The following is a 25,757-nucleotide window of genomic DNA, read 5'->3' on the forward strand; positions in this document are numbered from 1 at the left end:
GAGAGCACCTGATGGCGCGATGGGCGCTGCTGCTGGACAAGCCGCCGGGCGAGGGGCCGTACCGCAGGCAGTACGAGCTGATGGCGACGATCGACGGCTCGCGCGACGAGGCGGAGGCGCGGTTCGGGGAGCTCGTCAGGCTGTACCGGCCCAGGCATCCGCGGTACCCGCAGCGCATGCGGCGCTTCCGTACGGCCGAGGGCTGGATGCTGGTCGGTGACGGCTCGTCCGGGGGCGTGTTCACCTACCAGTTCCTCTTCACCGAGCTGGAGTGGGACTCGGGCCCCCTCACGTACTGACGGCGTACGCTGCCGATCATGCTTGTCGCCGCCGCAGTCTGCCCGTGCCCGCCGCTGCTCGTGCCCGAGGTCGCCGCGGGCGCCGCTCCGGAACTGGACGCCGCCCGGACGGCGTGCGCCGACGCGCTCGGGGTGCTCGCCGCGTCCCGGCCCGACCTGCTCGTGGTCGTCGGCCCCGCCGAGCAGGGCGGGCGCGGCACGCACCCGCAGGGCACGCGAGGCTCCTTCGGCGGCTTCGGCGCGGACGTCGACGTACGGCTGGGTGCACCGGAGGCGCCCGACGCGGACCCGGAGCGGGTCCTGCCGCCCTCCCTCGCGGTGGCCGCCTGGCTGCTGGAGCGGATCGGGTGGTCGGACGCCCCGGTCGAGGGTCTCGGCGTGGGGGAACCTCTCGCGCCCGAGCGGTGCGTCCAGGTCGGGAGGGACATCGCGGCCCGGGCCGAGCGGGTGGCGCTGCTGGTGATGGGCGACGCCAGCGCCTGCCGCACGCTCAAGGCCCCCGGTTACCTCGACGAGCGCGCGGCCCCTTTCGACGCGCGGGTCGCGCGGGCGCTGGCCACGGCGGACGTGACGGCCCTCGAGGAGCTGGACCCCGGGCTGGCGTACGAGCTGAAGGCGTCGGGCCGGGCCCCCTGGCAGGTGCTCGCGGGCGCGGCCGACGGCGCGGGCCTCAGCGGCGCCCTCCTGTACGAGGACGCGCCGTACGGCGTCGGCTACCTGGTCGCGGCCTGGTCGTAGCGCGCCGGCCGTACAGACCCCAGGACCCGGGGCGGTGGAAACGGCGGACGGCCGGGAGCCCTCGGGCCCCGCGGCCGTCCGCCGATGTGCCGTGCCTCCGGTCAGGACGCCGGCGGTGGTGAGTCCGGCGCCGCGGTCGTGCCGCCGCCGGTCCCCGCGTCGTCCTTGTGCGCGAGTTTGTCCATGGCGTCCTTGGCCCTGCCCGTCCCCGTCTGGATCCGGTCGCTGTACTTGCCCTTGGTCTTCTCGTCGACGACCCTCGCGGCCTTGTCGAGACCCTGCGTGATCCTGTCCCCGTGCTGCTGCGCGAGCCCGGAGACCCTGTCCTTGGCCGGGGAGAGCTTGGCCTTGAAATTGTCCAGGAGACCCATCGTCCACCTTTCGTCGTTCCCGGGCTCGTTCGCCGCGGGGCCCACCGCCGCGCCACGGCCGGCTCACTCGCGCGCGGAGCGATCACCTACGGGCGTTCTCGCCGGCCTCGCTGTCCGCCGGCTGTCCGCCGGACTGCTGCCTGGGGATCTCGACACCCTCGGGGGAGGCGTTGTCCTCGCCGGAGGCGCCGTCCTCGACCGGGGTGTCCTCGGCGGTCTCCGGCTTCGTGGGCCCGCCCTCGGTCCGGTCGCCGGTCCGCCCCGTCGCCTCGGCCGCTTCTGGCGAGGGTTCGGCCGCCGCGGGCCCGGCCGTCGGCGGGCTCGCGGGTGCCTCGGCGGTTGACGCCTCCTCCGTGGTCCTCGACCTCCGGAGAAGTCGCGCAAAAACGCTCATATCCGCTCCTTACGTTACTCGTGCGGGCGGAATCCCGCGTCGTCCGGTGCGCCCGTTTGCGCCGTCCGGGTCGCCGCCTCCCGAAACCGGCGGCGAAACCTCGCAACGGGCAACGACCCCGCCTCCACACCGTCACGTAACTCGTTCGAGGAGCCCTTTCGGTGTTTGCGAGACTGGTGCGGTGAGCAGCGCACCCCCCGCCCCCCGAGTCATCGCCGTCGTCGGACCCACCGCGGCCGGAAAGTCCGATCTGGGCGTCCTTCTCGCCCAGCACCTGGGCGGGGAGGTCGTCAACGCCGACTCCATGCAGCTCTACCGGGGGATGGACATCGGAACGGCCAAGCTGACGCCCGGGGAGCGCGGCGGCATCCCGCATCACCTCCTCGACATCTGGGACGTGACGGTCACGGCGTCCGTCGCCGAGTACCAGAGACTGGCCCGCGAGAAGATCGACGCCCTGCTCGCCGAGGGCCGCTGGCCGATCCTGGTCGGCGGCTCCGGGCTGTACGTCCGCGGGGCCGTCGACAACCTGGAGTTCCCCGGCACCGACCCCGCGGTCAGGGCGCGCCTGGAGGAGGAGCTCACGCTGCGTGGCTCGGGCGCGCTGCACGCCCGGCTGGCCGCCGCCGACCCCGAGGCGGCACAGGCCATCCTGCCCAGCAACGGCCGCCGCATCGTCCGGGCGCTCGAGGTGATCGAGATCACCGGCCGGCCCTTCACCGCCAACCTCCCCGGGCACGACTCGGTCTACGACACCGTCCAGATCGGCGTCGACGTGGCCCGTCCCGAACTCGACGGGCGCATCGCCCGCCGGGTCGACCGGATGTGGGAGGCGGGGCTCGTGGAGGAGGTGCGCGCGCTGGAGGCGCGGGGACTGCGGGAGGGGCGCACGGCCGCCCGTGCGCTCGGCTATCAGCAGGTGCTCGCGGCGCTCGCGGGGGAGTGCACGCTGGAGGAGGCGCGGGCCGAGACGGTACGCGCCACCAAGCGCTTCGCCCGCCGTCAGGATTCCTGGTTCAGGCGCGACCCGCGGGTGCACTGGCTCAGTGGGGCTGCGGCGGATGTCACAGAACTTCCGCAGCTCGCACTGGCGTTGGTCGAACGACCGGTTACAGCCTGATCACGTGATGGCATCGGGACGCTCCGGCCGCCGTCCGGGCCTCCGGCGCCGTGCCATCATCGAGCTTCGATCGACCAGTGAAGTCCTAGTTGGGAGGGCGCGTGGCGATGGAGGCCGGCCCTCGCGACACCGCACAAGGCACCGAGCCCCTCACCGTCGACAGCGGTGAACAGGAGCAGGACGAGGACCGTCTGAGCTCCGACGGACCCGATGACGCACAGGGCGGAGTGACCGCGGACGGCCCCGAGCCCGACGAGATGTTCGCCGGTGGTCCGGAGGTCGAGGTCGAGCTGCGCCCGCAGCGCCGGCTGCGCATCTGGCAGCTCGCCCCGATCGTGGCCCTGGCCGCGATCGGCTCTCTGATGTTCGCCTTCCCGCTCGCCTTCGACTTCGGCGACAGCGGTGCGGTGATCGCCATGCTGGGGCTGCTGATCTGCTCGTGCGCGGCCGGCTGGGGCATGATGGCCGCCCGCCGCGTGGGTTACACGTGGCCCGGGCTGCCGCAGCGCGGCTCCGGGCGCAGACCGGACTGGCGGGTCGTGCTGGCGTACACCGTGTTCCTGGCGGCGGTCGTGGTGCTCGCCGTATGGCGTGTGGCCCGGCTGCGCTGACGTTCACGCGCGCGTGGGGCCGTCCTGGCCACCCCGTACGATCGAGGCATGAGCACGCGCGCGCGGATCGCCTTCCTCAAGGGCCACGGCACGGAGAACGACTTCGTGATCGTCCCGGACCCCGAGAACGCCGTCGGCCTGACCCCGGCGGCCGTCGCGGCCCTGTGCGACCGCCGCGCGGGCATCGGCGGCGACGGCCTGCTGCACGTGGTGCGGTCCGCCGCCCACCCCGAGGCGCAGCACACGGCCGCCGAGGCCGAGTGGTTCATGGACTACCGCAACGGCGACGGCTCGGTCGCGGAGATGTGCGGCAACGGCGTGCGCGTGTTCGCTCGCTACCTCCAGCGGGCCGGGTACGCCGGCGAGGGCGACCTCTCGGTCGCCACCCGCGCGGGCGTGAAGAGGGTGCACATCGCCAAGGACGGTGACGTCACCGTCGGCATGGGCAGGGCGCGGCTGCCCGAAGGGGACGTCACGGTGAGCGTCGGCGAGCGCAGCTGGCCCGCGCGGAACGTGAACATGGGCAATCCGCACGCGGTCGCGTTCGTCGAGGACCTCGCGCACGCAGGCCCCCTCCGCACCCCGCCGCCGTTCAGCCCGGCCGCCGCCTACCCGGACGGGGTGAACGTGGAGTTCGTGGTCGACCGCGGCCCCCGGCACGTCGCGCTGCGCGTGCACGAGCGCGGCTCCGGCGAGACCCGCTCGTGCGGCACGGGCGCGTGCGCGGTCGCCGTGGCCACCGCCCGCCGGGACGGCACCGACCCGGCCGTGACCGGAAGCCCGGCCACGTACACCGTCGACCTGCCCGGCGGAACCCTGCTGATCACCGAGCGGCCCGACGGCGAGGTCGAGATGACCGGTCCCGCGGTGATCGTCGCCGAAGGCGAGATCGACGCCGAGTGGCTGGAATCGTTCGTCCGCTGAGTGGTCCGGCGGCTTGGGATCGAAGGCGCGTGTGCCGGATGGTGCATGTGTCAACTTCCGTTGTGATGACCGGGCGTTCGAAAGCACGGTGCGTCACCGGTCGCATGGCGCGAAATCGTAAACATCGATCTCTTCGCTCGAATGGGTGATCCGTTTCACGCTCGGCGAGAGGCGGTCAGTCGCACGTGATGGGCTCGGTAGCATCAAGCACCGGCCCGGGCGGGGGACCGTTGCCATCCCCTGAGCCGTGTCCGTCCTGGGGCACCCCGTCCGCCGGTCCATGCAGCCGGAGGTGCCCATGAGTGCGGAGGCGACGAACCCCGCGACCCCAGGTCCGGCAGCAGGTTCCGCGGCGCGCTGGCGGGCGCGCATCGACCTGCGCCGCCTCGGCCGTGCCGCCCTGCTCGGCCCCACCGCACGTGACCGGCTGCCCAGTGCCATCAGTCATGTCGTCGACGCCCATCGCGCCCACCATCCGGGCGCCGATCTCGACCCCCTGCGCCGCGCCTACGTGCTGGCCGAGTCCTCGCACCGCGGCCAGATGCGCAAGAGCGGTGAGCCCTACATCACGCACCCGCTCGCGGTGACGCTGATCCTCGCCGAACTCGGCGCCGAGACCACCACTCTGACGGCCTCGCTGCTCCACGACACCGTGGAGGACACGGACGTGACGCTCGATCAGGTGGGCGAGGAGTTCGGCGCGGACGTCCGCTACCTCGTCGACGGCGTCACGAAGCTGGAGAAGGTCGACTACGGCGCCGCCGCCGAGCCCGAGACCTTCCGCAAGATGCTGGTCGCCACCGGCAACGACGTCCGCGTGATGTCGATCAAACTCGCCGACCGCCTGCACAACATGCGCACCCTCGGCGTCATGCGCCCCGAGAAACAGGCGCGCATCGCGAAGGTCACCCGCGACGTCCTCATCCCGCTCGCCGAACGGCTCGGCGTCCAGGCGCTCAAGACCGAACTGGAAGACCTCGTCTTCGCGATCCTGCACCCCGAGGAGTACGAACACACCCGGGAACTGATCGTCGACAACGCCGCCCGCACGGACGACCCGCTCGCCGAGATCGCCGACGAGGTACGCGGCCACCTGCGCGAGGCCGACATCGCGGCCGAAGTCCTCATCCGGCCCCGGCACTTCGTCTCCGTCCACCGCGTCGCCCGCAAGCGCGGCCAGCTGCGCGGCGCCGACTTCGGCCGGCTGCTGGTGCTGGTGAACGAGGACGCGGACTGCTACGGCGTCCTGGGCGAACTGCACACCTGCATGACACCCGTGGTCTCGGAGTTCAAGGACTTCATCGCCGTCCCCAAGTTCAACCTGTACCAGTCGCTGCACACGGCGGTCGCCCATCCGGGCGGCCAGGTGGCCGAAGTCCTCATCCGCACCCACCAGATGCACAAGGTCGCCGAGGCGGGCGTCATCGCGCTCGGCAACCCGTACGCGCCGGCACCCGACGACCCGGCCGACGGCGAGCGCGTCGACCCCACGCGCCCCGGCTGGCTCTCCCGCCTCCTCGACTGGCAGGAGGGCGCGCCCGACCCCGACACGTTCTGGTCGACCCTGCGCGAGGACCTCGCCCAGGACCGCGAGATCACCGTCTTCCGGCCCGACGGCGCCGCGCTCGGCCTGCCCGAGGGCGCCAGTTGCGTCGACGCCGCGTACGCCCAGTACGGCGAGGACGCGCACGCGTGCATCGGCGCCCGGGTCAACGGCCGCCTCGCGACGCTGAGCACGGTCCTGCGCGACGGCGACACGGTCCAGCTCCTCATGGGCCAGGACCCGGCCTCCGAGCCCTCCAGAGAGTGGCTGGAGCACGCGCACACGCCCGCCGCCCGTATCGCCATCCAGCGCCGGCTCGCGGCCCATCCGGCCGCGGACGACGCGCGGGAGCAGCGGGAGGAACCGCCGGCGGCCGCGCTCCGGCCCACCGCCGAAGGCTCGGTGCTGCGCTCCACCACGGCCGACATCATCGTCGACCAGCCCGGCGCGACCGTACGCCTGGCCGGCTGCTGCACACCGGTGCCACCGGACGAGGTGACCGGCTTCGCGGTGCGCGGAGGCGTGGTCACCGTCCACCGGATCTCCTGCGCCGCGGTGGAGCGCATGAAGAGCGCCGGGCGCGCGGAGGTCGGCGTGCGCTGGGGAGACACCACCGAGTGCCGGGTCACGCTGCTCGCCGAATCGTTCGTCCGCCCCCATCTGCTGGCGGACCTCACCGAGGCCATGGCCCTCGAAGGCGCCGAGATCGTGTCCGCGACGGTCGAGCCCCCGACCCAGCAGCGCGTCCGGCACACGTACACCCTCCAGCTCCCCGACGCGGCGCACCTGCCCGCGCTGATGCGGGCGATGCGGAACGTGGCGGGCGTGTACGACGTGAGCCGGGCGCACACGCCCGGGGCGTGAGCGCCGCGCGTCGTCACCGATCTACCCGTTCGGGTGGGCCGGACGCGCGTCGTCGCCGTCCGGGGCGTACACGCTGATAGCGGTGATCCATGCTGCTCACCCCTCGCTCCCGGACGCCGGAAGCCTCTTCCCGCGGCCCCCGGGCCGCCGTGCCCTCCCGCTTCCGCCGTCAGCTGCGCGGTCGCCGCCGCCTGAAGGCGACCGCCCTGCTCGCCTCCGCCGTCTCCGTCTGCCTGCTCGCCGCCGGCACGCCCGCCACCCCCGTGGGCGTCGGTGACCGCCTCTTCCCGTACCTCGGCAACCCGGGATACGACGTCCAGTCGTACGACATCGCGCTCACCTACCGCGGCAGCAACAGCAAGCCGCTCCAGGCGGTCACCACGATCAACGCCAGGACGACCGCGGCGCTGGACCACTTCAACCTCGACTTCGCCCACGGCACGGTCGAGTCGGTCCGGGTCGACGGCGAGCCGGCCACCTTCACCAGCGCGGGCGAGGACCTCGTCGTCACGCCGGACAAGCTGCTGCCCGCCGGCAGCTGGACACGGATCACCGTGCGGCACACCAGCGATCCGGTGCCCGCCAAGGGCCAGGACGGCGGCTGGGTGCAGACCTCCGACGGGCTCGCCATGGCCAACCAGGCCGACGCCGCACACCTGGTGTTCCCGTGCAACGACCACCCCTCCGACAAGGCGCTGTTCACCTTCCGGATCACCGCCCCCGACGGCTACACGGCCGTCGCCAACGGTCTGCCGGCCGACCGGGAGAGGAGCGGCGGGACGACCACCTGGACGTATCGCACCCACCACCCCATGGCCACCGAGCTCGCCCAGGTGTCCATCGGCCGCTCCACCGTGCTGCACCGCACGGGACCGCACGGCCTGCCCGTACGCGACGTCGTCCGCACCGAGGACCGCAAGGAACTCGAACCCTGGCTCGCCAAGACGCCCGGCCAGATCGCCTGGATGGAGAGCAAGGTCGGCCGTTACCCCTTCGAGACGTACGGCATTCTCATGGCGGACGCCTCCACCGGCTTCGAACTCGAGACGCAGACGCTCTCCCTGTTCGAGAAGGAGCTCTTCGCCGGGAACACCTACCCCGCCTGGTACGTCGAGTCGGTCATGGTGCACGAGCTGTCCCACCAGTGGTTCGGCGACAGTGTCAGCCCCCGTACCTGGTCCGACCTGTGGCTCAACGAAGGGCACGCCACCTGGTACGAGGCCCTGTACGCGCAGGAGAAGGCCGGCAAGCCCATGGAGAAGCGCATGAAGGCCGCCTACGCGGCCTCCGACGGCTGGCGCGCGGCCGGGGGCCCGCCCGCCGCGCCCAAGGGACCCGAGCCCGGCCAGAAGATCAGCATCTTCCGGCCGAACGTCTACGACGGCGCCGCGCTCGCCCTCTACGCCCTGCGCCAGACGATCGGCCGCCCCGCCTTCGAGCAGCTGGAACGCCGCTGGGTGAGCCTCCACCGGGACGGCACGGCGAACACCGCCGACTACGAGCGCCTCGCCTCCCGGATCTCCGGACGCGACCTGAGCGGCTTCTTCAAGGCGTGGCTCTACGGCGAGAAGACCCCGCCGATGCCCGGCCACCCGGACTGGACGTCGGACGCGCCCGACGCCAAGGGCGGCAAGGGAAAGCCCGCCCGGGCCGCCCAATAAGGCGATGACGAGACGGGCCGTACCGTGCGACCATCGTCGGGTCCACGACGTGGGGTACCGGGAATCTCCCGGGGTACTCCTACGTTGTGACCAGTGACGCAGTCCCCATCGACGTAAGGATCCAATGACCTCCTCTTCATCCCCTTCCCAGGACACTGAGCGCTTCGCGCACACCTACGCCGAAGGTCTTCGGGCCGATGCCCTGATGGAAGAGGACGTCGCCTGGAGCCACGAGATCGACGGAGACCGGGACGGCGATCAGTTCGATCGCTCCGAGCGTGCGGCCCTGCGCCGTGTGGTGGGCCTCTCCACCGAGCTCGAGGACGTCACCGAGGTCGAGTACCGGCAGCTCCGGCTGGAGCGCGTCGTGCTCGTCGGCGTCTGGACCACCGGGACCGTGCAGGACGCGGAGAACTCCCTCGCGGAGCTCGCCGCCCTCGCGGAGACCGCGGGCGCGCTCGTGCTCGACGGAGTGATCCAGCGCCGTGACAAGCCGGACGCCGCGACGTACATCGGTTCCGGCAAGGCGAGCGAGCTGCGCGACATCGTCCTCGAATCGGGCGCGGACACCGTCATCTGCGACGGTGAGCTCAGCCCGGGCCAGCTCATCCACCTCGAGGACGTCGTCAAGGTCAAGGTCATCGACCGTACGGCCCTGATCCTCGACATCTTCGCCCAGCACGCCAAGTCCCGAGAGGGCAAGGCGCAGGTCGCGCTCGCGCAGATGCAGTACATGCTGCCGAGGCTGCGCGGCTGGGGCCAGTCGCTGTCCCGTCAGATGGGCGGCGGCAAGGGCGGCGGCCTCGCCACCCGTGGTCCCGGTGAGACCAAGATCGAGACCGACCGGCGACGGATCCGCGAGAAGATGGCGAAGATGCGCCGGGAGATCGCGGACATGAAGACCGGCCGCGAGATCAAGCGCCAGGAGCGCAAGCGCCACCGGGTGCCCTCGGTCGCCATCGCGGGCTACACCAACGCGGGCAAGTCCTCGCTGCTCAACCGCCTCACGGGCGCCGGGGTCCTGGTCGAGAACGCGCTGTTCGCGACGCTGGACCCGACCGTCCGCCGCGCGGAGACGCCCAGTGGCCGCCTGTACACGCTGGCGGACACGGTCGGCTTCGTCCGGCACCTGCCGCACCACCTGGTCGAGGCGTTCCGCTCCACCATGGAGGAGGTCGGCGAGTCCGACCTGATCCTGCACGTGGTGGACGGCTCGCACCCGGACCCGGAGGAGCAGCTCGCCGCCGTGCGCGAGGTGGTCAGGGACGTCGGCGCCACCGACGTGCCGGAGATCGTCGTGATCAACAAGGCGGACGCGGCCGACCCGCTGACTCTCCAGCGGCTCCTGCGGATCGAGAAGCGTTCCATCGCCGTCTCGGCCCGCACGGGCCGGGGCATCGCCGAACTGCTCGCGCTGATCGACGACGCACTGCCGAGGCCGTCCGTCGACATCGAGGCCCTGGTGCCGTACACCCACGGCAAGCTGGTGGCACGCGCCCACGACGAGGGTGAGGTGATCTCCGAGGAGCACACCCCGGAGGGCACCCTGCTCAAGGCGCTGGTCCACGAGGAACTGGCCGCGGAACTGCAGCCGTACGTGCCCGTTCCGGCCCTCTGACCCACCGCACGAAGGCCCGCCCCCTGCGACAGGGGGCGGGCCTTCGGCATTCCGCCGTCGCCGTTCCGGCGTCACCGGCCGCCGTACGTCCTGCTCATGTTCTCGTAGAGCGTCTCGGCGCCCTTGCCGAGCTGCGGGCCCGCGAGCCAGGTGTTGTCGGACGGGCCGATGGAGGTGTTGGAGACCAGGGCGGTCCTGCCGTTCACCACGCGGAACCAGCCGCCGCCGGACGAACCGCCCGTCATGGTGCAGCCGATGCGGTACATCGTCGGCAGCGAGGGGCTCAGCGAGAGCCGGCCGGGCCGGTCGATGCACCGGAACATCTTCAGGCCGTTGAACGGCGGCGCCGCCGGGTAGCCCCAGGCACCCATGCTCGACACCGCCCGCGGCGCCGGGGCGGAGAAGTCGACGGGCAGAGCCGCGCCGACCGTCTCCTCCAGCGACTTGGCACCCTGCTCCGGCTTCACGTGCAGCACGGCATAGTCGTACGCGGCGCCCGCGCCGCCCGTCTCCGAACCGCCCTGGATCCACTGGCTGGAGGTGGAGGCCCAGTCCGCCCACCACTGGCCGTACGGCGCGACCTGAGCGGCGCCGGCACTGCGGAGCCGCGACGCCGACTCGCCGAGGTCGTTGTAGGCCGGCACGAAGGCGATGTTGCGGTACCAGCCGCCGCCCTTGCCGGCGTGCACGCAGTGGCCGGCCGTCCACACCAGGTTCGACCTGCCCGGATGGTTGACGTCCTTGATCACCGTGCCCGAGCAGACCATCGATCCCTCGGGACCGTCGAAGAAGACCTTGCCGACCGGGGCCGCGTGCCGGTGGTAGGGCGTGCGCTCGGCGACGGCCTGGATCGGCGCCGGCTCAGGGTCGCTGATGCCCTGGTCGGCGGACGCGTCCTTGGTCGACAGCGTCTTGTTGGCCTCCTTCGCGGACTGCATCCGCTCCGGCTTCCACAGACCCTCGATCACCGGGTTGACGAAGTCCTTGGCCGCGCTGAGCCACTTGTCCTTGTCCCAGTTCTTCCAGCCGCCCTTGGCCCACTGGTCGACGTCGATGCCGTGGTCCTTGAGCTTGCTCGCGATGTCGGACGGCACCTTGAGCTTGCCGTCGCCGCCGCTCGCCGAGGCGGTGACGGTGGCGTCGGGCTTGCCGGCCGAGTCGTCGCCCGAGCCGTTGCACGCGGTCGCGGTCAGCGCGAGCGCGGCGACGAGACCCGTGGTGGCGAGTGCGGTGCGCTTGGTCCGCCGGCCGTGTGACGACGCTGCGGGCGTACGAGTGGAACGCATGGTGCGGAGACCCCCGTCGGAACGTATGTATGTCATGTGCTTGCCAGTTCTGCGTCGAGCCTGTCTCTGGGAAGCGACACCCCACTGTGCCCGTGGAGTTGAGGGCGAACGGGGACGGGACGGTGACGGTTTCTCCGAGGGGCCCGCCCCCGTCTGTGCCTACCGGTCGGTCACTGCCCGGCGAACTTCTTGCTCACAGAGTCGTACACACCCTTGGCCACGTCACCCAGTCGGGGACCGGCCAGCCAGCCCGAGGTCACCGGGCCGATCGAGGTGTTCGACACCAGCGCGGGCTTGCCGTCCGAGCCGTCGGCGACCCAGCCGCCGCCGGACGAACCGCCGGTCATGGTGCATCCGATGCGGTACATCGTCGGGGCCGAGGCACTGATCGACAGCCGGCCCGGCCGGTCCGTGCACCGGTACAGCTTCTGGCCGTCGTACGGCGCGGCGGCGGGGTAGCCGTTCGCGGTGATGCTGGGAACCTTCGGCACGGCCGGGGCGTTGAAGTCCACAGGAAGCGCCGAACCGACCGTCTCCTCCAGTGACTTGCCGTTGCCGCCCTTCTCCGGCGTCACATGGATGACGGCGTAGTCGTACGGCGCACCGTCGCCGCCCGTCTCACCGCCCTGCTCGATCCACTGCTGCGAGGTCTGCGCCCAGTCGGCCCAGTAGACGCCGTAGGGAGCCACTTCCGCCCTGCTCGCGTTCTGCAGCTGGGCCGTGCTCCTGCCCGCGTCGTTGTACGACGGCACGAAGGCGATGTTGCGGTACCAGCCGCCCTTCTTGCCGGCGTGCACGCAGTGGCCCGCGGTCCAGACGAGGTTCGACTTGCCGGGGTGGGCCGGGTCCTCCACGACCGTGGCCGAGCAGACCATCGTGCCTTCGGGGGAGTCGAAGAACACCTTCCCGGCCGTCGCCGCGTTGGCGTGGTACGTAGGCGCCACGGCCTTCGCGTCCACCGGCGTCGGTGTCCGGTCGGTCACCCCCTGGTCACCGGAGAGGTCGTTGTCGTCGACACTCTTGTCCGGGTCGTTGGCACCCCGCATCCGGTCCGGGTCCCACAGACCCTTGATGATCGGGTTGACGAAGTCGTTGGCCTCGCGCAGCCAGTCGTCCTTGTTCCAGTTCTTCCAGGCGCCGTCTTTCCACTTGTCGATGTCGATCCCGTGCTCTTTGAGCTTGTTCCTGATGTCGTCCGGGATCTTGATCTTGCCGTCACCGGAGCCCGAGGTGCCGGCCGCGGACGCTGCCGCCTGGCCGTCGGCCTTGTCGTCACCCGAGGTGCATGCGGTGGCGGTCAGCGTCAGCGCCGACGTGAGGACCATGGCGGCGAGAACGGGCGAGGTCCTGCGGCGCGTACTCCTGTCTCGCCGGACGTGGAACGACGGCCGTATGGATCGCATGGTCTGAACTCCCCCTGAGATGAACGTACTGGGCTTGTCGGGCCCGCGGGCCTGTCAGGTCTGTCAGGTCTGTCTGACAACGGCACCACACACTATGCGCTCGCTGTGGGTGGCCGCCGACGGAACGGCAACGGTTTCGCTACGGAGTCTCTGATCAGGTAATTCGTCCTGAATGGCGGTTGGTTGGAGTCGCTGGGCGTGGTGGGGGGCGGTGGGGAGCGGCTCCGCGGGGCGTGCGCGGAGCGGGTGGGGGGGGAAGGCCGAGACGGAGGCGCGCGGGCAGGCGCCGGGGAGTGAGGCGGGGGTCGGGAAGGCGCGTCGTGCGCCAAGGATCTTGAAGCAGCCCGTAACCCGGTCGGTCACGGGGTGTTGGTAGCGGTGGGGGGTCTGCTGTCCGTAGGCGGTCCCCTGTTCCTGTGTGGGCGGGAGGACTGAGAGCCGTGGCCGAGCCTGCGTGCCGGGGGAGTGCGTCAACGGGGGCCCGCGCGGGCCGTACGACCGGCGTGAGCGCCGAGGGCGAGGACGCCGGCGGCGTTTCAGGACCGGCCCGGGCCGTGCGCGCAGGGCCACCGCGGCGCCAGCCGGCGCGCGAATCGGCTGCGCGGACCTATGCGCGGGCCGTGCCGGTCGTGCCCGTACGAGCGCGAGGGATGACCGTCGAGGGCGCCGACGGCCGCCGCTACCTCGACTGTCTCTCCGGCGCCGGGGCGCTCGCCCTCGGCCACAACCACCCGGTCGTGCTGCAGGCGATCCGCAGGGTCCTGGACTCGGGCGCGCCCCTGCACGCGTTCGACCTCGGGACCCCCACCCAGGACGCCTTCGTCGCCGAACTGTTCCGCACTCTGCCGCCCGGGCTCGCCGGTCACGCGCGCGTGCGGTTCTGCGGGCCGAGGGCGACGGATGCGGTGGAGGCCGCATTCCGGCTGGTACGGGCCGCGACCGGCCGCAGCGGCATGTTGACCTTCTCGGGCGCCCGCCACGGCGTGACCGCCGAAGCGGTGGCGATGCCGGGTGAAGCCGACGACACCCCGGCCGAGCGGCTGCCCCGTCCCCGGAACGACGGCCGGGCTTCCGGAGCCGGCGGAACTGACGAACGCTGGGATTGCGGCAACGGTGGCCCTCACTACAGGTGGGATTCCGGCGTCGGTGGCCCGCACCCTCGCTGCGCTTCCGGCGTCGGCGGGCCTCGGGACTTCGAACTCGCCGCTCGCTGGGCCGAGTCCGCCCTCGACGATCCCGAACCGGGCATGCCCCGCCCCGCCGGCGTGATCCTCGACCCGGTCCAGAGCGAGAACGGCGTGATCCCCGTGCCGGACGCCTGGATGCGGCGGATGTGGGAGATCACCGCCGACCGCTCCCTTCCGCTGATCGCCGACGAGGTGCAGACGGGCGTCGGACGCACCGGTGCCTTCTGGGCGGTGGAGCACAGCGGTGTCACCCCCGACGTCATGGTGCTCTCCAAGGCCATCGGCGGCAGCCTCCCGCTCGCCGTGCTGGTCTACCGCGACGAGCTCGACGTCGGGCAACCCGGCGCCCTTTCGGACACGTTCCTCGGCAACCAACTCGCCATGGCGGCGGGCACGGCCACCCTCACCTACGTCCGCGAAAACCACCTCCCCGCCCGGGCCGCCGCCCTTGGCGCCCGCATGCTTGATCAACTCCGCGCACTGCAGAAGGAGTTTGCCTGCGTGGGGGACGTACGCGGGAGGGGCCTGATGATCGGTATCGAGTTCGTGGACATCACCGACTCCACCGACTTCACCGACTTCGCCGGCTCCACTGACATGGCCGGCATGGCCGATGTCGATGAGCTCGTGGAAGCGGAGGCCGGTGAGGATCTCGCGGTCAGGAGGGAGAGCACGGCCTACGACGGACTCGGCACGGGGGCGTCGACACCGGCCGTCGACTCCTGCCTCCCCCTGCCCGCTCCCGGCATCGCGGCCGCCGTCCAGCGGGAGTGCCTGCGCCGCGGCCTGATCGTCGATCTCGGTGGCCCGCACGCGAGCGTCGTACGGCTGCTCCCACCCCTGACGATCAGCGACGAACAGGCGGCCGCGGTACTCGACCGCCTGGCCGACGCCGTCCAGGCGGTGGCGCGAGCCCACGCCGGCAGCCCCGCCGGACCGCACCGGCCGCAGGAAGCCGACGTTGAACTCCGGAGCCAGGAAGACCGCGCCAAGAGGGCCGTCCGGCGCGGCAGCTGACGCCTGCCCGCAGCCTGCCCGCAGTCGTACGCCCCGCTCGACACCGTCGTCCGCGCGCCGTACCCCCGGCTCGCCACCGCGCCTGATCCGGAACCACCCACGAGGATCGCTTTGAACACCACCCGCACACCCGGCGCTGACGCCCACCCGCCGAAAACCGACGCCCCCGACAGGGTCCCCGGACAGAGACGAGCCCCGATCACCGACTCCTCCCCTCTCCCCGCTTCCGACCTCCTCGAACACGCCGACCCCCTCGAACACCCCGACCCGACCACCGCAGCAGACGCCGCGACCATCGAGAACCTGCTGCGCTGCTGGGTACGGGAAGCCGACCTCCCGGCCCCCGCCGACGGCACGCTCCGCATCCCCCTCCCCGCCAGCGGCACCACGCTCCTGACTCCGGTGCACCACTGGTCTGCGACGGGGTGGCACCGCTTCGGACGCCCGTACTTCGAGGGCACCCCCGCCCCCTCGTCACCGGCCGACGCGGTCACCGTCGCCGCCCTGCTCGCCCGCGAGACGTCCGGCACCCGGGCCACGACCGCCTCCGACCTGGTCTCTCGCGTCGTCGACTCCTTCCGTCGTACCGCCACCTTCATCGGTGAGCGCCGCGCACACCCGTGCGACGGGACCGATCTCTTCCTCTCCGCCGAGCAAGCACTCGTGCTCGGACACCCGCTGCACCCGACGGCGAAGAGCCGGGAAGGCCTCTCCGAAGCCGAAGCGCATCTGTACTCACCGGAGTTGCGCGGCTCCTTCCCCCTTCACTGGCTGGCTGTCGCACCCGCCCTTCTCGCCACCGACTCCGCCTGGACCGAGCGTGGCCGCGCCGTCCACGCGCCCCAGCTCACCGCCCGGCTCGCCGAAACCGAGCTGCCCCTGCCCGACGGCTATGCGGCGCTCCCCATGCATCCCTGGCAGTTCCGCGAGGTCCGGCAACGCCCCGAGGTCGCGGCATTGATCGACGCCGGGCTCCTTTGCGACCTGGGTCCAGCCGGTGCTCCCTGGTATCCCACCTCCTCCGTGCGCACCGTCCACCGGACCGGTGCTCCCGCCATGCTCAAACTGTCGCTGGGCCTGCGGATCACCAACTCCCGCCGCGAGAACCTCCGCAAGGAACTGCACCGCGGCGTCGAGGTGCACCGCCTGCTGCGCAGCGGGCTGTCCCGGCAGTGGCGGGCCGCGCACCCGGGGTTCGACATCGTCCGCGACCCGGCCTGGCTCGCGGTCGACGTCCCGGAGGGCACCCCCGTCCCCGGTCTCGACGTGATGATCCGGCACAACCCCTTCGGCCCCTCGGACGATGTTTCGTGCGTCGCCGGGCTCGTCACGCCCCGGCCGCAGCCAGGAGCGGGCGCTCTTGCAGGCCCGGCACCCTGCCCGGAGTTGGCCTCCCGCCCGGAATCGGCAGCCCTTCCCGAGCCGGCATCCCGCTCCCACAACGAGCCGCGGATCCTGCGATCCCGCCTGGCCGTGGTCATCACCCGTCTTGCGGACCGCACGGGCCGGCCTCGCGGTGCCGTGGCCGCCGAGTGGTTTCTGCGCTACCTCGAACAGGTCGTACGCCCCGTGCTCTGGCTGGACGCGGAGGCGGGGATCGCCTTGGAGGCCCATCAGCAGAACACCCTGCTTCTACTGGACCCCGAGGGCTGGCCCGCAGGCGGCCGCTACCGGGACAACCAGGGCTACTACTTCCGTGAGTCCCGCCGTACGGAACTCGACGCGCGGCTGCCCGGTATCGGCGAGCGCAGCGACACCTTCGTCTCCGACGAGGTCACCGACGAGCGCTTCGTCTACTACCTCGCCATCAACAATGTGCTCGGCCTCATCGGTGCCTTCGGTTCGCAACGCCTGGCCGACGAGCGGCTGCTGCTCGCCGCCTTCCGCCGCTTCCTCGATGACGTCGCCTCCGGCCCTGCCCGACTGCGCACCTCGCTCCCGGCCCACCTGCTCGACTCACCCGTCCTGCGCTGCAAGGCCAACCTGCTGACCCGGCTGCACGGGCTGGACGAACTGGTCGGCCCGGTCGACACCCAGTCCGTCTACGTCACCATCTCCAATCCCCTCCTCCTCTGACAGCCGCCTCCGACGACCGCCTCTGACGAGCGCCTCTGACGAGCGCCTCCGACGATCGCCTTTGACTGACGGCGGCTCCTGACAGCCATCTCTTACCGACGCCGAATCCCGTGGGACGCGGGCCGTGGCCGACCATCGCCGGCCGCCACCGACCGACACCAACTCCCTTCCGCTCCGAGGAACATGCCCCACCCCGACTTCTGAGAGGAGCGTCGCCGTGCCTCCCACCGACGCCACCGCCCACGCAGCCACCGCCGCCACCGACACCGGCGCCGATACGAGTCCCGATCCCGCCGAGAGCCGCGCCGCCGCGGGCACGGACAGCGAGGACACGCTGGATCTGCGGCTGCCCGACGAGCTGATCGCGCTCTTCGCGGCGGAAGCAGACACCGGCGAGGCGCGCAGCGAGGCGCCCATGGCTGCACCCACCCTCGTCACCGGGCCTGCCCTCGTCGCCGCGCCTGCCGTCTTCGCCACGGCCGACGAGGACCTCCTCGACCATGTCGCCGCCTGGGGACCGACGGTCACACCCGCGGGTGTGTTCCAGCTCGTCCCCGTGCAGGTCGAGCGGGATCTACCGCTCATCAACCGCTGGATGAACGACCCAGCCGTCGCGGAATTCTGGGAGCTGGCCGGACCTCGGGCCGTGATCGAGAGCCACCTGCGGGCCCAGCTTTCCGGGGACGGACGCAGCGTTCCCTGCCTTGGTGTGCTGGAGGGCACGCCGATGAGTTACTGGGAGATCTACCGGGCGGACCTCGACCCTTTGGCCCGCCACTTTCCCCTTCGGCCTCATGACACCGGAATCCACCTCCTCATCGGTGAAGTCGCCGACCGTGGACGCAAGCTCGGCAGCACCCTGCTCAGGGCCGTCGCCGACCTCGCGCTCAACAAGCGCCCAGCCTGTGCACGCGTCATCGCGGAACCCGACCTTCGCAACACCCCCTCCGTCGCTGCCTTCCTGAGCGCCGGTTTCCGGTTCTCCGCCGAGGTCGACCTGCCCACCAAGCGGGCCGCACTCGTGGTCCGGGACCGGTCCCTGCGCAATCTGCTGTGACGCCGTGCACCGGCATCGTCACTTTTGGTACACCGCTCACGCCGATCGGGTTCCCATCGCCAACGTCTTCGCCCGCAGCCGCACGAGCCGCAGGAGCCGCACCGAGCCGCAAGAGCCGCGCCGAGCGACGGCAACCGCCGTTCCCAAGCGATGGCAGCCGCGCCGAGCATCGACAGCCACAGCCCCAAGCGATGCCAACCGGTGCAAGCGATGGCAACCGATCCCGCCGATCCAATCGATCCAACCGGTCCAATCGATCCCGCCGATCCAACCGATCCGCTCCACCGCGCACAAAGGAGCCCCGGTCTTGATCCTGCCCCTCCTCCCCGCCTTGATCGCCCCGTTGTCAGTGCCGGGCCGTAGGGTGGTCGAGCTATGACGAAGCCCTCACTCCCCGAACTCCTGCATGCTGCCGTCACTGCCGTCGGCGGTTCGGAGCGCCCCGGCCAGGTGACCATGGCCGAAGCCGTCGCTGAGGCGATCGACGACGGCTCCCATCTGCTGGTCCAGGCCGGCACCGGCACCGGAAAGTCGCTCGGCTATCTCGTGCCCGCGCTCGCGCACGGGGAGCGCGTCGTCGTGGCGACAGCCACCCTTGCGCTGCAGCGGCAGCTGGTCGAACGGGACCTGCCGCGCACCGTCGAGGCGCTGCACCCCCTGCTGCGCCGCCGCCCGGAGTTCGCGATGCTGAAGGGCAGGTCGAACTACCTCTGTCTGCACCGCTTGCACGAGGGGGTGCCGCAGGACGAGGAGGAGGGGCTCTTCGACCAGTTCGAGGCGGCCGCACCCACCAGCAAGCTGGGCCAGGACTTGCTGCGCCTGCGCGACTGGTCGGACGAGACGGAGACCGGGGACCGCGACAACCTCACGCCCGGAGTGTCCGACCGCGCCTGGGCGCAGGTGTCGGTCTCCTCCCGTGAGTGCCTGGGGGCGACGAAGTGCGCGTACGGCGCCGAGTGCTTCGCCGAGATGGCCCGCGAGCGCGCCAAGCTGGCCGAGGTGGTCGTGACCAACCACGCGCTGCTCGCGATCGACGCCATCGAGGGTGCCCCGGTCCTCCCGCAGCACGAGGTGCTGATCGTCGACGAGGCGCACGAACTCGTCTCGCGCGTCACGGGAGTCGCCACCGGCGAACTCACGCCTGGCCAGGTCAACCGCGCGGTGCGCCGCGCGGCCAAGCTGGTCAACGAGAAGGCGGCCGACCAGCTCCAGACCGCCGCCGAGGGCTTCGAGCGGCTGATGGAGCTCGCCCTGCCAGGCCGCCTGGAGGAGATCCCGGAGGACCTCGGGTACGCGCTCATGGCTCTGCGCGACGCCTGCCGCACGGTGATCTCCGGGATCGGCGCGACCCGCGACAAGTCCGTCCAGGACGAGGACGCGGTGCGCAAGCAGGCGCTGGCGTCCGTGGAGTCGGTGCACGACGTGGCCGAGCGGATCACGAACGGCTCCGAGTGGGACGTCGTGTGGTACGAGCGCCATGACCGCTTCGGTGCCTCCCTGCGTGTCGCCCCGATGTCCGTGTCGGGACTGCTGCGGGAGAAGCTCTTCGCGGACCGCTCCGTCGTGCTGACGTCCGCGACGCTGAAGCTGGGCGGCGACTTCAATGGCGTCGGGGCCTCGCTCGGGCTCTCGCCGGAGGGCACGGAGGGCGAGGACCTTCCGCAGTGGAAGGGCGTCGACGTCGGCTCGCCCTTCGACTACCCCCGGCAGGGCATCCTCTACGTGGCCAAGCACCTGTCCCGCCCCGCGCGCGACGGCGACCGCGCCGACATGCTGGACGAGCTGTCGGAGCTGGTCCAGGCAGCCGGCGGCCGCACTCTCGGACTGTTCTCCTCCATGCGGGGCGCCCAACTCGCCGCGGAGGAACTGCGCTCGCGCATCCCGCAGTTCCCGATCCTCCTCCAGGGGGAGGAGACGCTGGGCGAGCTGATCAAGAATTTCGCCGCCGATCCGAAGACCTGTCTCTTCGGCACGCTGTCGCTCTGGCAGGGCGTCGACGTCCCCGGCACCAGCTGCCAGTTGGTCGTCATGGACAAGATCCCGTTCCCGCGTCCGGACGACCCGTTGATGAGTGCCCGCCAGAAGGCGGTGGAGGACGCGGGAGGCAACGGCTTCATGGCGGTCGCCGCCACCCACGCGGCGCTGCTCATGGCTCAGGGCGCCGGTCGCCTCGTACGGGCGTCGGGGGATCGCGGCGTGGTCGCCGTACTCGATCAGCGGCTGGCCACGGCCCGGTACGGCAGCTATCTCAAGGCGTCGCTGCCGGACTTCTGGTACACGACGGACCGTAACCAGGTCCGCAGGTCGCTGGCGGCGATCGACGCGGTGGCGAAGAAGGCGGAGGAGGAGACCGAGGAACACGGGGAGGAGCACGCAGAGGCGGAGTGACCAGGAAGCAGTGGCCGGGGGTGGCCTGGCGTCGCCCCATGCCATCCACCCGGCCGCAGGCCGACGGCCGTCCGGCGGGTGCCGGGGCATTCACACGCCCATGGAATTCCGGGCGGCCCCGGACAGCACAGGGCCCCGGAACCGGCGCAGGGGTCCCGGGGCCCGGATCAGAGGGCGGCCCGTAGGCATCGCCCGCCGCGGCCGTCATACACGGCGCAGCACTGCCACCACCTTGCCGAGGATGGTCGCGTCGTCGCCGGGGATCGGCTCGTACGCGGCGTTGTGCGGGAGGAGCCAGACATGGCCGTCCTCGCGCTTGAAGCGCTTGACGGTGGCTTCGCCGTCGAGCATCGCCGCGACGATGTCGCCGTTCTCGGCGACAGGCTGGCGGCGGACCGTGACCCAGTCGCCGTCGCAGATCGCGGCCTCGATCATGGAGTCACCGACGACCTTCAGGACGAACAGTTCGCCGTCGCCGACCAGTTGGCGGGGGAGGGGGAAGACGTCCTCGACCGACTCCTCGGCGAGGATCGGGCCACCGGCGGCGATGCGGCCGACCAGCGGGACGTAGGACGCGGCGGGCTTGCCGGCGGTGTCGGTGGGCTGCGCCGAGGTGCCCTGGTCGGAACCGCGGACCTCGTACGCGCGCGGGCGGTGCGGGTCACGCCGCAGGAACCCCTTTCGCTCCAGTGCCATCAGCTGGTGCGCGACCGAGGAGGTGCTGGACAGGCCGACCGCCTGGCCGATCTCCCGCATCGACGGCGGGTAGCCGCGCCGCTGCACGGAGTCCCTGATGACCTCGATCACCCGGCGCTGTCGGTCGGTGAGCCCGGAACTGTCCGCCCGGATGCCTGGAGGTCGCCCCGGCAGGGAGCGCTTGTGCCCCTCGGGGTTCACGGCTTCGTTCATCGCATGCACCGGCTCGAGTCGGCCCTGGGAGCGGTCCTGGGCAGTGATGGTGGCACTGTCTGCGGTGGTGGTCACGTCGGCCCCTCTCGATGGTCTCCCTGCTGGACAACGGTAGTTGGTTTCGAAAGGTTGCGCCAAACACACGTTCGAGTGAAAAACCGCGGAGAGCCTGACTTGATCATGTGTCTGGGTGTATAGCTAACGCGGCACCTGGCGGGCAAAAGGGCCCATTGTTGTACTCTTCACCGCCGGGGTGCTGGCCTCGTGGGTTCCTGCCCAGTCTGCCATCCGGCATTCCGTCAACAGGAGGCGGACTCCCATCTCTGCGGGAGCCCCACGCCCTCTCCCTGCGGCGCCCACGGTATCTCCGCATGTGCCGTAACGGTACGCCCGTGCACCAGCGGATCCGCCGTGCCGCCGCGGGCGGGTGGCACATGCCAATCCTCGCGCGACACGCGCGCGTGGCGTGTATGGCTGGCCGAACACCACATCTAGTGGTTGGATTTCATCAGCAGCCCAGAAGTTGTGGTCCCCCGGGTCATCAGGCTCCGAGAGATCGCCTATGCTTAGGGCTGCTTCGAGGGGCTCGTGAGGCCCGGCGAGGCTATTGAGTCTGCTGTGAGGAGGGTTGGGAGTTATGCACTGCCCCTTCTGCAGGCACCCCGACAGCCGGGTCGTCGACAGTCGTACGACCGACGACGGCACGTCGATCCGCAGGCGCCGCCAGTGTCCGGACTGCTCCCGTCGTTTCACGACCGTGGAGACGTGTTCGCTCATGGTGGTCAAGCGGTCCGGGGTCACCGAGCCTTTCAGTCGTACCAAGGTCATCAACGGCGTGCGCAAGGCATGTCAGGGACGGCCTGTCACCGAGGACGCACTCGCCCAGCTCGGCCAGCGGGTCGAAGAGGCGGTGCGGGCCACGGGAAGCGCCGAGCTGACCACCCACGACGTGGGGCTGGCCATACTCGGCCCGTTGCAGGAGCTCGACCTCGTCGCGTATCTGCGATTCGCCTCCGTCTACCGGGCGTTCGACTCGCTCGACGACTTCGAGGCGGCCATCGCGGAGCTCAGGGAGGGGACGCGACCCGCCGCCGCGGACGACGAAGACCGCGAGGACGCCGTCGCAGGGAGCCAGGAAGACGATCGCGGGCGCGGAGGGACCGTCGAGGTCCCCGAGCCCGCCCACGCCGCCGACTGACGGGCTGCCGGAACCGGGCCGAGACCCGGAACCGGCCGCGAGGCGGCGACCGAAGACCTGTTGCGGAGGGCAGCGCGAGCTGCCCGCAACACCAGTCACAACACCGTGCCACGGGAACAACGGGGCACTTCAGGGCGTTTTAGCCCCTACAGGGAGGCGGCATGACAGAGACGGCGAGCGGTCCGGCACGGAGTTCCCGAGCCAAGGGCAGCAAGGCGGCCAAGGGACTGCGTATCGAGCGCATCCACACCACCCCCGGCGTGCACCCGTACGACGAGGTGGCCTGGGAGAGCCGTGACGTCGTCATGACCAACTGGCGCGACGGCTCGGTCAACTTCGAGCAGCGCGGCGTCGAGTTCCCCGACTTCTGGTCGGTGAACGCGGTCAACATCGTCACCAGCAAGTACTTCCGCGGTGCCGTCGGCACCCCGCAGCGCGAGACCAGCCTCAAGCAGCTGATCGACCGCATCGTGAAGACGTACCGGAAGTCCGGCGAGGACAACAAGTACTTCGCCTCGCCCGCCGATGCCGAGATCTTCGAGCACGAGCTGGCGTACGCCCTCCTGCACCAGATCTTCAGCTTCAACAGCCCCGTCTGGTTCAACGTGGGCACCAAGCAGCCCCAGCAGGTCTCCGCCTGCTTCATCCTGTCCGTCGACGACTCCATGGAGTCGATCCTCGACTGGTACAAGGAAGAGGGCATGATCTTCAAGGGCGGTTCCGGCGCGGGCCTGAACCTCTCCCGCATCCGCTCCTCCAAGGAGCTGCTCTCCTCCGGCGGCAACGCCTCCGGCCCGGTCTCCTTCATGCGCGGCGCCGACGCCTCCGCCGGCACCATCAAGTCCGGTGGTGCCACCCGCCGTGCCGCCAAGATGGTCATCCTCGACGTCGATCACCCGGACGTCGAGGGCTTCATCGAGACCAAGGTGAAGGAGGAGGAGAAGATCCGCGCCCTGCGCGACGCGGGCTTCGACATGGACCTGGGCGGCGACGACATCACGTCCGTCCAGTACCAGAACGCCAACAACTCGGTCCGCGTGAACGACGAGTTCATGAACGCGGTCGAGCAGAGCGGCACGTTCGCCCTCCGTGCGCGGATGACCGGCGAGGTCATCGACGAGGTCGACGCCAAGGCCCTGTTCCGCAAGATGGCCGAGGCCGCCTGGGCCTGCGCCGACCCCGGCATCCAGTACGACAACGTCATCAATCACTGGCACACCTGCCCGGAGTCCGGCCGTATCAACGGCTCGAACCCCTGCAGCGAGTACATGCACCTGGACAACACGTCCTGCAACCTCGCCTCGCTGAACCTGATGAAGTTCCTGAAGGACGACAGCAAGGGCAACCAGTCCTTCGAGGTCGAGCGCTTCGCGAAGGTCGTCGAGCTCGTCATCACCGCGATGGACATCTCGATCTGCTTCGCGGACTTCCCGACGCAGAAGATCGGCGAGAACACGCGCGCGTTCCGCCAGCTCGGCATCGGCTACGCCAACCTCGGCGCCCTGCTGATGGCGACCGGCCACGCCTACGACTCCGACGGCGGCCGCGCCCTCGCCGGTGCCATCACCTCCCTGATGACCGGCACCGCGTACAGGCGCTCCGCCGAACTCGCCGCGGTCGTCGGCCCGTACGACGGGTACGCGCGCAACGCGAGCGCCCACAACCGCGTCATGAAGCAGCACGCCGACGCCAACGCCGTGGCCGTCCGCATGGACGACCTCGACACCCCGGTGTGGGCCGCGGCCACCGAGTCCTGGCAGGACGTGGTGCGCCTCGGCGAGAAGAACGGATTCCGTAACTCCCAGGCGTCCGTGCTCGCCCCGACCGGCACGATCGGTCTCGCGATGTCCTGCGACACCACCGGTGTCGAGCCCGACCTCGCCCTGGTCAAGTTCAAGAAGCTGGTCGGCGGCGGCTCGATGCAGATCGTCAACGGCACGGTCCCGCAGGCCCTGCGCCGCCTCGGCTACCAGGAGGAGCAGATCGAGGCGATCGTCGCCCACATCGCCGACCACGGCAATGTGATCGACGCCCCCGGCCTCAAGCCCGAGCACTACGAGGTCTTCGACTGCGCCATGGGCGAGCGCGCCATCTCCCCGATGGGCCACGTCCGCATGATGGCCGCGATCCAGCCGTGGATCTCCGGCGCCATCTCCAAGACGGTCAACATGCCGGAGTCGGCGACCGTCGAGGAGGTCGAGGAGATCTACTTCGAGGCCTGGAAGCTCGGCGTCAAGGCGCTCGCCATCTACCGGGACAACTGCAAGGTCGGCCAGCCCCTCTCCGCCAAGACCAAGGAGAAGGAGAAGACCGAGATCACGGAGAAGGCCGAGGCGGCCATCCGCGAGACGGTCGAGAAGGTCATCGAGTACCGCCCCGTCCGCAAGCGCCTCCCGAAGGGCCGTCCCGGCATCACGACGTCCTTCACGGTCGGTGGCGCAGAGGGCTACATGACCGCCAACTCCTACCCGGACGACGGTCTCGGCGAGGTCTTCCTGAAGATGTCCAAGCAGGGCTCGACCCTCGCGGGCATGATGGACGCCTTCTCCATCGCGGTCTCCGTCGGCCTCCAGTACGGCGTGCCCCTGGAGACGTACGTCTCGAAGTTCACCAACATGCGCTTCGAGCCGGCCGGCATGACGGACGACCCGGACGTGCGGATGGCGCAGTCGATCGTCGACTACATCTTCCGCCGCCTGGCGCTGGACTTCCTGCCCTTCGAGACGCGCTCCGCGCTCGGCATCCACTCCGCCGAGGAGCGTCAGCGTCACCTGGAGACCGGCTCCTACGAGCCCTCCGAGGACGAGGTCGACGTCGAGGGCCTGGCCCAGTCGGCGCCGCGCGCCCAGGAGCTGACGGCCGTGGCCACGCCGCGTGCCGAGGTCGAGGCGGCCAAGCCCGCCCCGCAGCAGGCGCACACCAGCGCCGAGCTGGTGGAGATGCAGCTGGGCATCCAGGCCGACGCCCCGCTCTGCTTCTCCTGCGGCACAAAGATGCAGCGGGCCGGTTCCTGCTACATCTGCGAGGGCTGCGGCTCGACGAGCGGCTGCAGCTGACGGGGGCGGGGTGACACCCCGCCCGACAGGTAGGCCC

19 protein-coding genes are annotated in these 25,757 nt (G+C 70.9%); 14 read left to right on the forward strand and 5 right to left on the reverse strand.

The features are described 5' to 3' along the window. Positions 1-11 precede the first annotated feature (11 nt). Together ACIRPX_RS23495 and ACIRPX_RS23500 are read left to right on the forward strand one after the other, a co-directional pair. Positions 12-299, forward strand: a complete 288-nt coding sequence (locus ACIRPX_RS23495; RefSeq protein WP_404197824.1) for a hypothetical protein — start codon at positions 12-14, stop codon at positions 297-299. Positions 300-317: 18 nt separating this feature from the next. After that, positions 318-1,037: a class III extradiol dioxygenase subunit B-like domain-containing protein gene (locus tag ACIRPX_RS23500; RefSeq protein WP_404197826.1), complete on the forward strand. Its 720-nt coding sequence runs from the start codon at positions 318-320 to the stop codon at positions 1,035-1,037. Positions 1,038-1,138: 101 nt separating this feature from the next. Here ACIRPX_RS23500 and ACIRPX_RS23505 read toward each other — a convergent pair whose 3' ends face one another. Further along, positions 1,139-1,408 (reverse strand): antitoxin, encoded by a 270-nt coding sequence (locus ACIRPX_RS23505; RefSeq protein ID WP_404197829.1) that lies wholly within the window; start codon positions 1,406-1,408, stop codon positions 1,139-1,141. An 82-nt stretch (positions 1,409-1,490) separates the two neighbouring features. Continuing rightward, positions 1,491-1,802: a hypothetical protein gene (locus ACIRPX_RS23510; protein ID WP_404197832.1), complete on the reverse strand. Its 312-nt coding sequence runs from the start codon at positions 1,800-1,802 to the stop codon at positions 1,491-1,493. Positions 1,803-1,983: 181 nt separating this feature from the next. On the opposite strand from ACIRPX_RS23510, the gene miaA reads away from it, so the two are divergent. The 6 genes from miaA to hflX all read left to right on the forward strand — a co-directional run bounded on the left by miaA (position 1,984) and on the right by hflX (position 10,143). Next, positions 1,984-2,922 carry a tRNA (adenosine(37)-N6)-dimethylallyltransferase MiaA gene (miaA, locus tag ACIRPX_RS23515; protein WP_404197834.1) on the forward strand — a complete coding sequence of 313 codons (939 nt, stop codon included), beginning with the start codon at positions 1,984-1,986 and terminating at the stop codon, positions 2,920-2,922. A 107-nt stretch (positions 2,923-3,029) separates the two neighbouring features. After that, positions 3,030-3,533, forward strand: a complete 504-nt coding sequence (locus ACIRPX_RS23520) for a hypothetical protein (RefSeq protein WP_404198115.1) — start codon at positions 3,030-3,032, stop codon at positions 3,531-3,533. 48 nt (positions 3,534-3,581) lie between these two features. Beyond that, a complete protein-coding gene (dapF, locus tag ACIRPX_RS23525; protein WP_404197837.1) occupies positions 3,582-4,457 on the forward strand; it encodes a diaminopimelate epimerase in 876 nt (291 codons plus the stop codon). A gap of 298 nt (positions 4,458-4,755) precedes the next feature. After that, the gene (locus tag ACIRPX_RS23530; RefSeq protein WP_404197840.1) at positions 4,756-6,864 is read left to right on the forward strand and encodes a RelA/SpoT family protein; all 2,109 of its coding nucleotides are present in this window, start codon (positions 4,756-4,758) and stop codon (positions 6,862-6,864) included. An 89-nt stretch (positions 6,865-6,953) separates the two neighbouring features. Then, on the forward strand, positions 6,954-8,525 hold the full coding sequence (locus ACIRPX_RS23535) for a M1 family metallopeptidase (RefSeq protein ID WP_404197842.1): 1,572 nt from the start codon (positions 6,954-6,956) through the stop codon (positions 8,523-8,525). A 124-nt stretch (positions 8,526-8,649) separates the two neighbouring features. Continuing rightward, positions 8,650-10,143, forward strand: a complete 1,494-nt coding sequence (gene hflX / locus ACIRPX_RS23540; RefSeq protein ID WP_404197844.1) for a GTPase HflX — start codon at positions 8,650-8,652, stop codon at positions 10,141-10,143. Between the two features lie 71 nt (positions 10,144-10,214). Here the strand turns inward: hflX and ACIRPX_RS23545 are convergent, their stop codons facing one another. Then, positions 10,215-11,429, reverse strand: coding sequence for a trypsin-like serine peptidase (locus ACIRPX_RS23545; RefSeq protein WP_404197847.1), 1,215 nt, complete (start codon positions 11,427-11,429; stop codon positions 10,215-10,217). Between the two features lie 170 nt (positions 11,430-11,599). Further along, positions 11,600-12,832: a trypsin-like serine peptidase gene (locus ACIRPX_RS23550; RefSeq protein ID WP_404197849.1), complete on the reverse strand. Its 1,233-nt coding sequence runs from the start codon at positions 12,830-12,832 to the stop codon at positions 11,600-11,602. 650 nt (positions 12,833-13,482) lie between these two features. Here ACIRPX_RS23550 and ACIRPX_RS23555 point away from each other — a divergent pair. From ACIRPX_RS23555 to ACIRPX_RS23570, 4 genes are all read left to right on the forward strand, one after another. Then, complete coding sequence (locus ACIRPX_RS23555) at positions 13,483-15,036, forward strand: aminotransferase class III-fold pyridoxal phosphate-dependent enzyme (RefSeq protein WP_404197852.1); 1,554 nt, start codon at positions 13,483-13,485, stop codon at positions 15,034-15,036. Positions 15,037-15,147: 111 nt separating this feature from the next. Beyond that, positions 15,148-17,112: an IucA/IucC family protein gene (locus ACIRPX_RS23560; RefSeq protein WP_404197854.1), complete on the forward strand. Its 1,965-nt coding sequence runs from the start codon at positions 15,148-15,150 to the stop codon at positions 17,110-17,112. Positions 17,113-17,329: 217 nt separating this feature from the next. Next, positions 17,330-18,169, forward strand: a complete 840-nt coding sequence (locus ACIRPX_RS23565) for a GNAT family N-acetyltransferase (protein WP_404197857.1) — start codon at positions 17,330-17,332, stop codon at positions 18,167-18,169. 375 nt (positions 18,170-18,544) lie between these two features. After that, on the forward strand, positions 18,545-20,557 hold the full coding sequence (locus ACIRPX_RS23570) for an ATP-dependent DNA helicase (RefSeq protein WP_404197860.1): 2,013 nt from the start codon (positions 18,545-18,547) through the stop codon (positions 20,555-20,557). A 204-nt stretch (positions 20,558-20,761) separates the two neighbouring features. On the opposite strand, the gene lexA is transcribed toward ACIRPX_RS23570, so the two are convergent. Beyond that, positions 20,762-21,541, reverse strand: coding sequence for a transcriptional repressor LexA (gene lexA / locus ACIRPX_RS23575; protein WP_404197862.1), 780 nt, complete (start codon positions 21,539-21,541; stop codon positions 20,762-20,764). Between the two features lie 562 nt (positions 21,542-22,103). On the opposite strand from lexA, the gene nrdR reads away from it, so the two are divergent. Beyond that, positions 22,104-22,664: a transcriptional regulator NrdR gene (nrdR, locus tag ACIRPX_RS23580; RefSeq protein WP_404197864.1), complete on the forward strand. Its 561-nt coding sequence runs from the start codon at positions 22,104-22,106 to the stop codon at positions 22,662-22,664. 161 nt (positions 22,665-22,825) lie between these two features. Next, positions 22,826-25,720 carry a vitamin B12-dependent ribonucleotide reductase gene (locus ACIRPX_RS23585; protein ID WP_404197867.1) on the forward strand — a complete coding sequence of 965 codons (2,895 nt, stop codon included), beginning with the start codon at positions 22,826-22,828 and terminating at the stop codon, positions 25,718-25,720. Positions 25,721-25,757 lie beyond the last annotated feature (37 nt).

Source organism: Streptomyces sp. NPDC101225, assembly GCF_044767585.1.
Classification (GTDB): domain Bacteria; phylum Actinomycetota; class Actinomycetes; order Streptomycetales; family Streptomycetaceae; genus Streptomyces.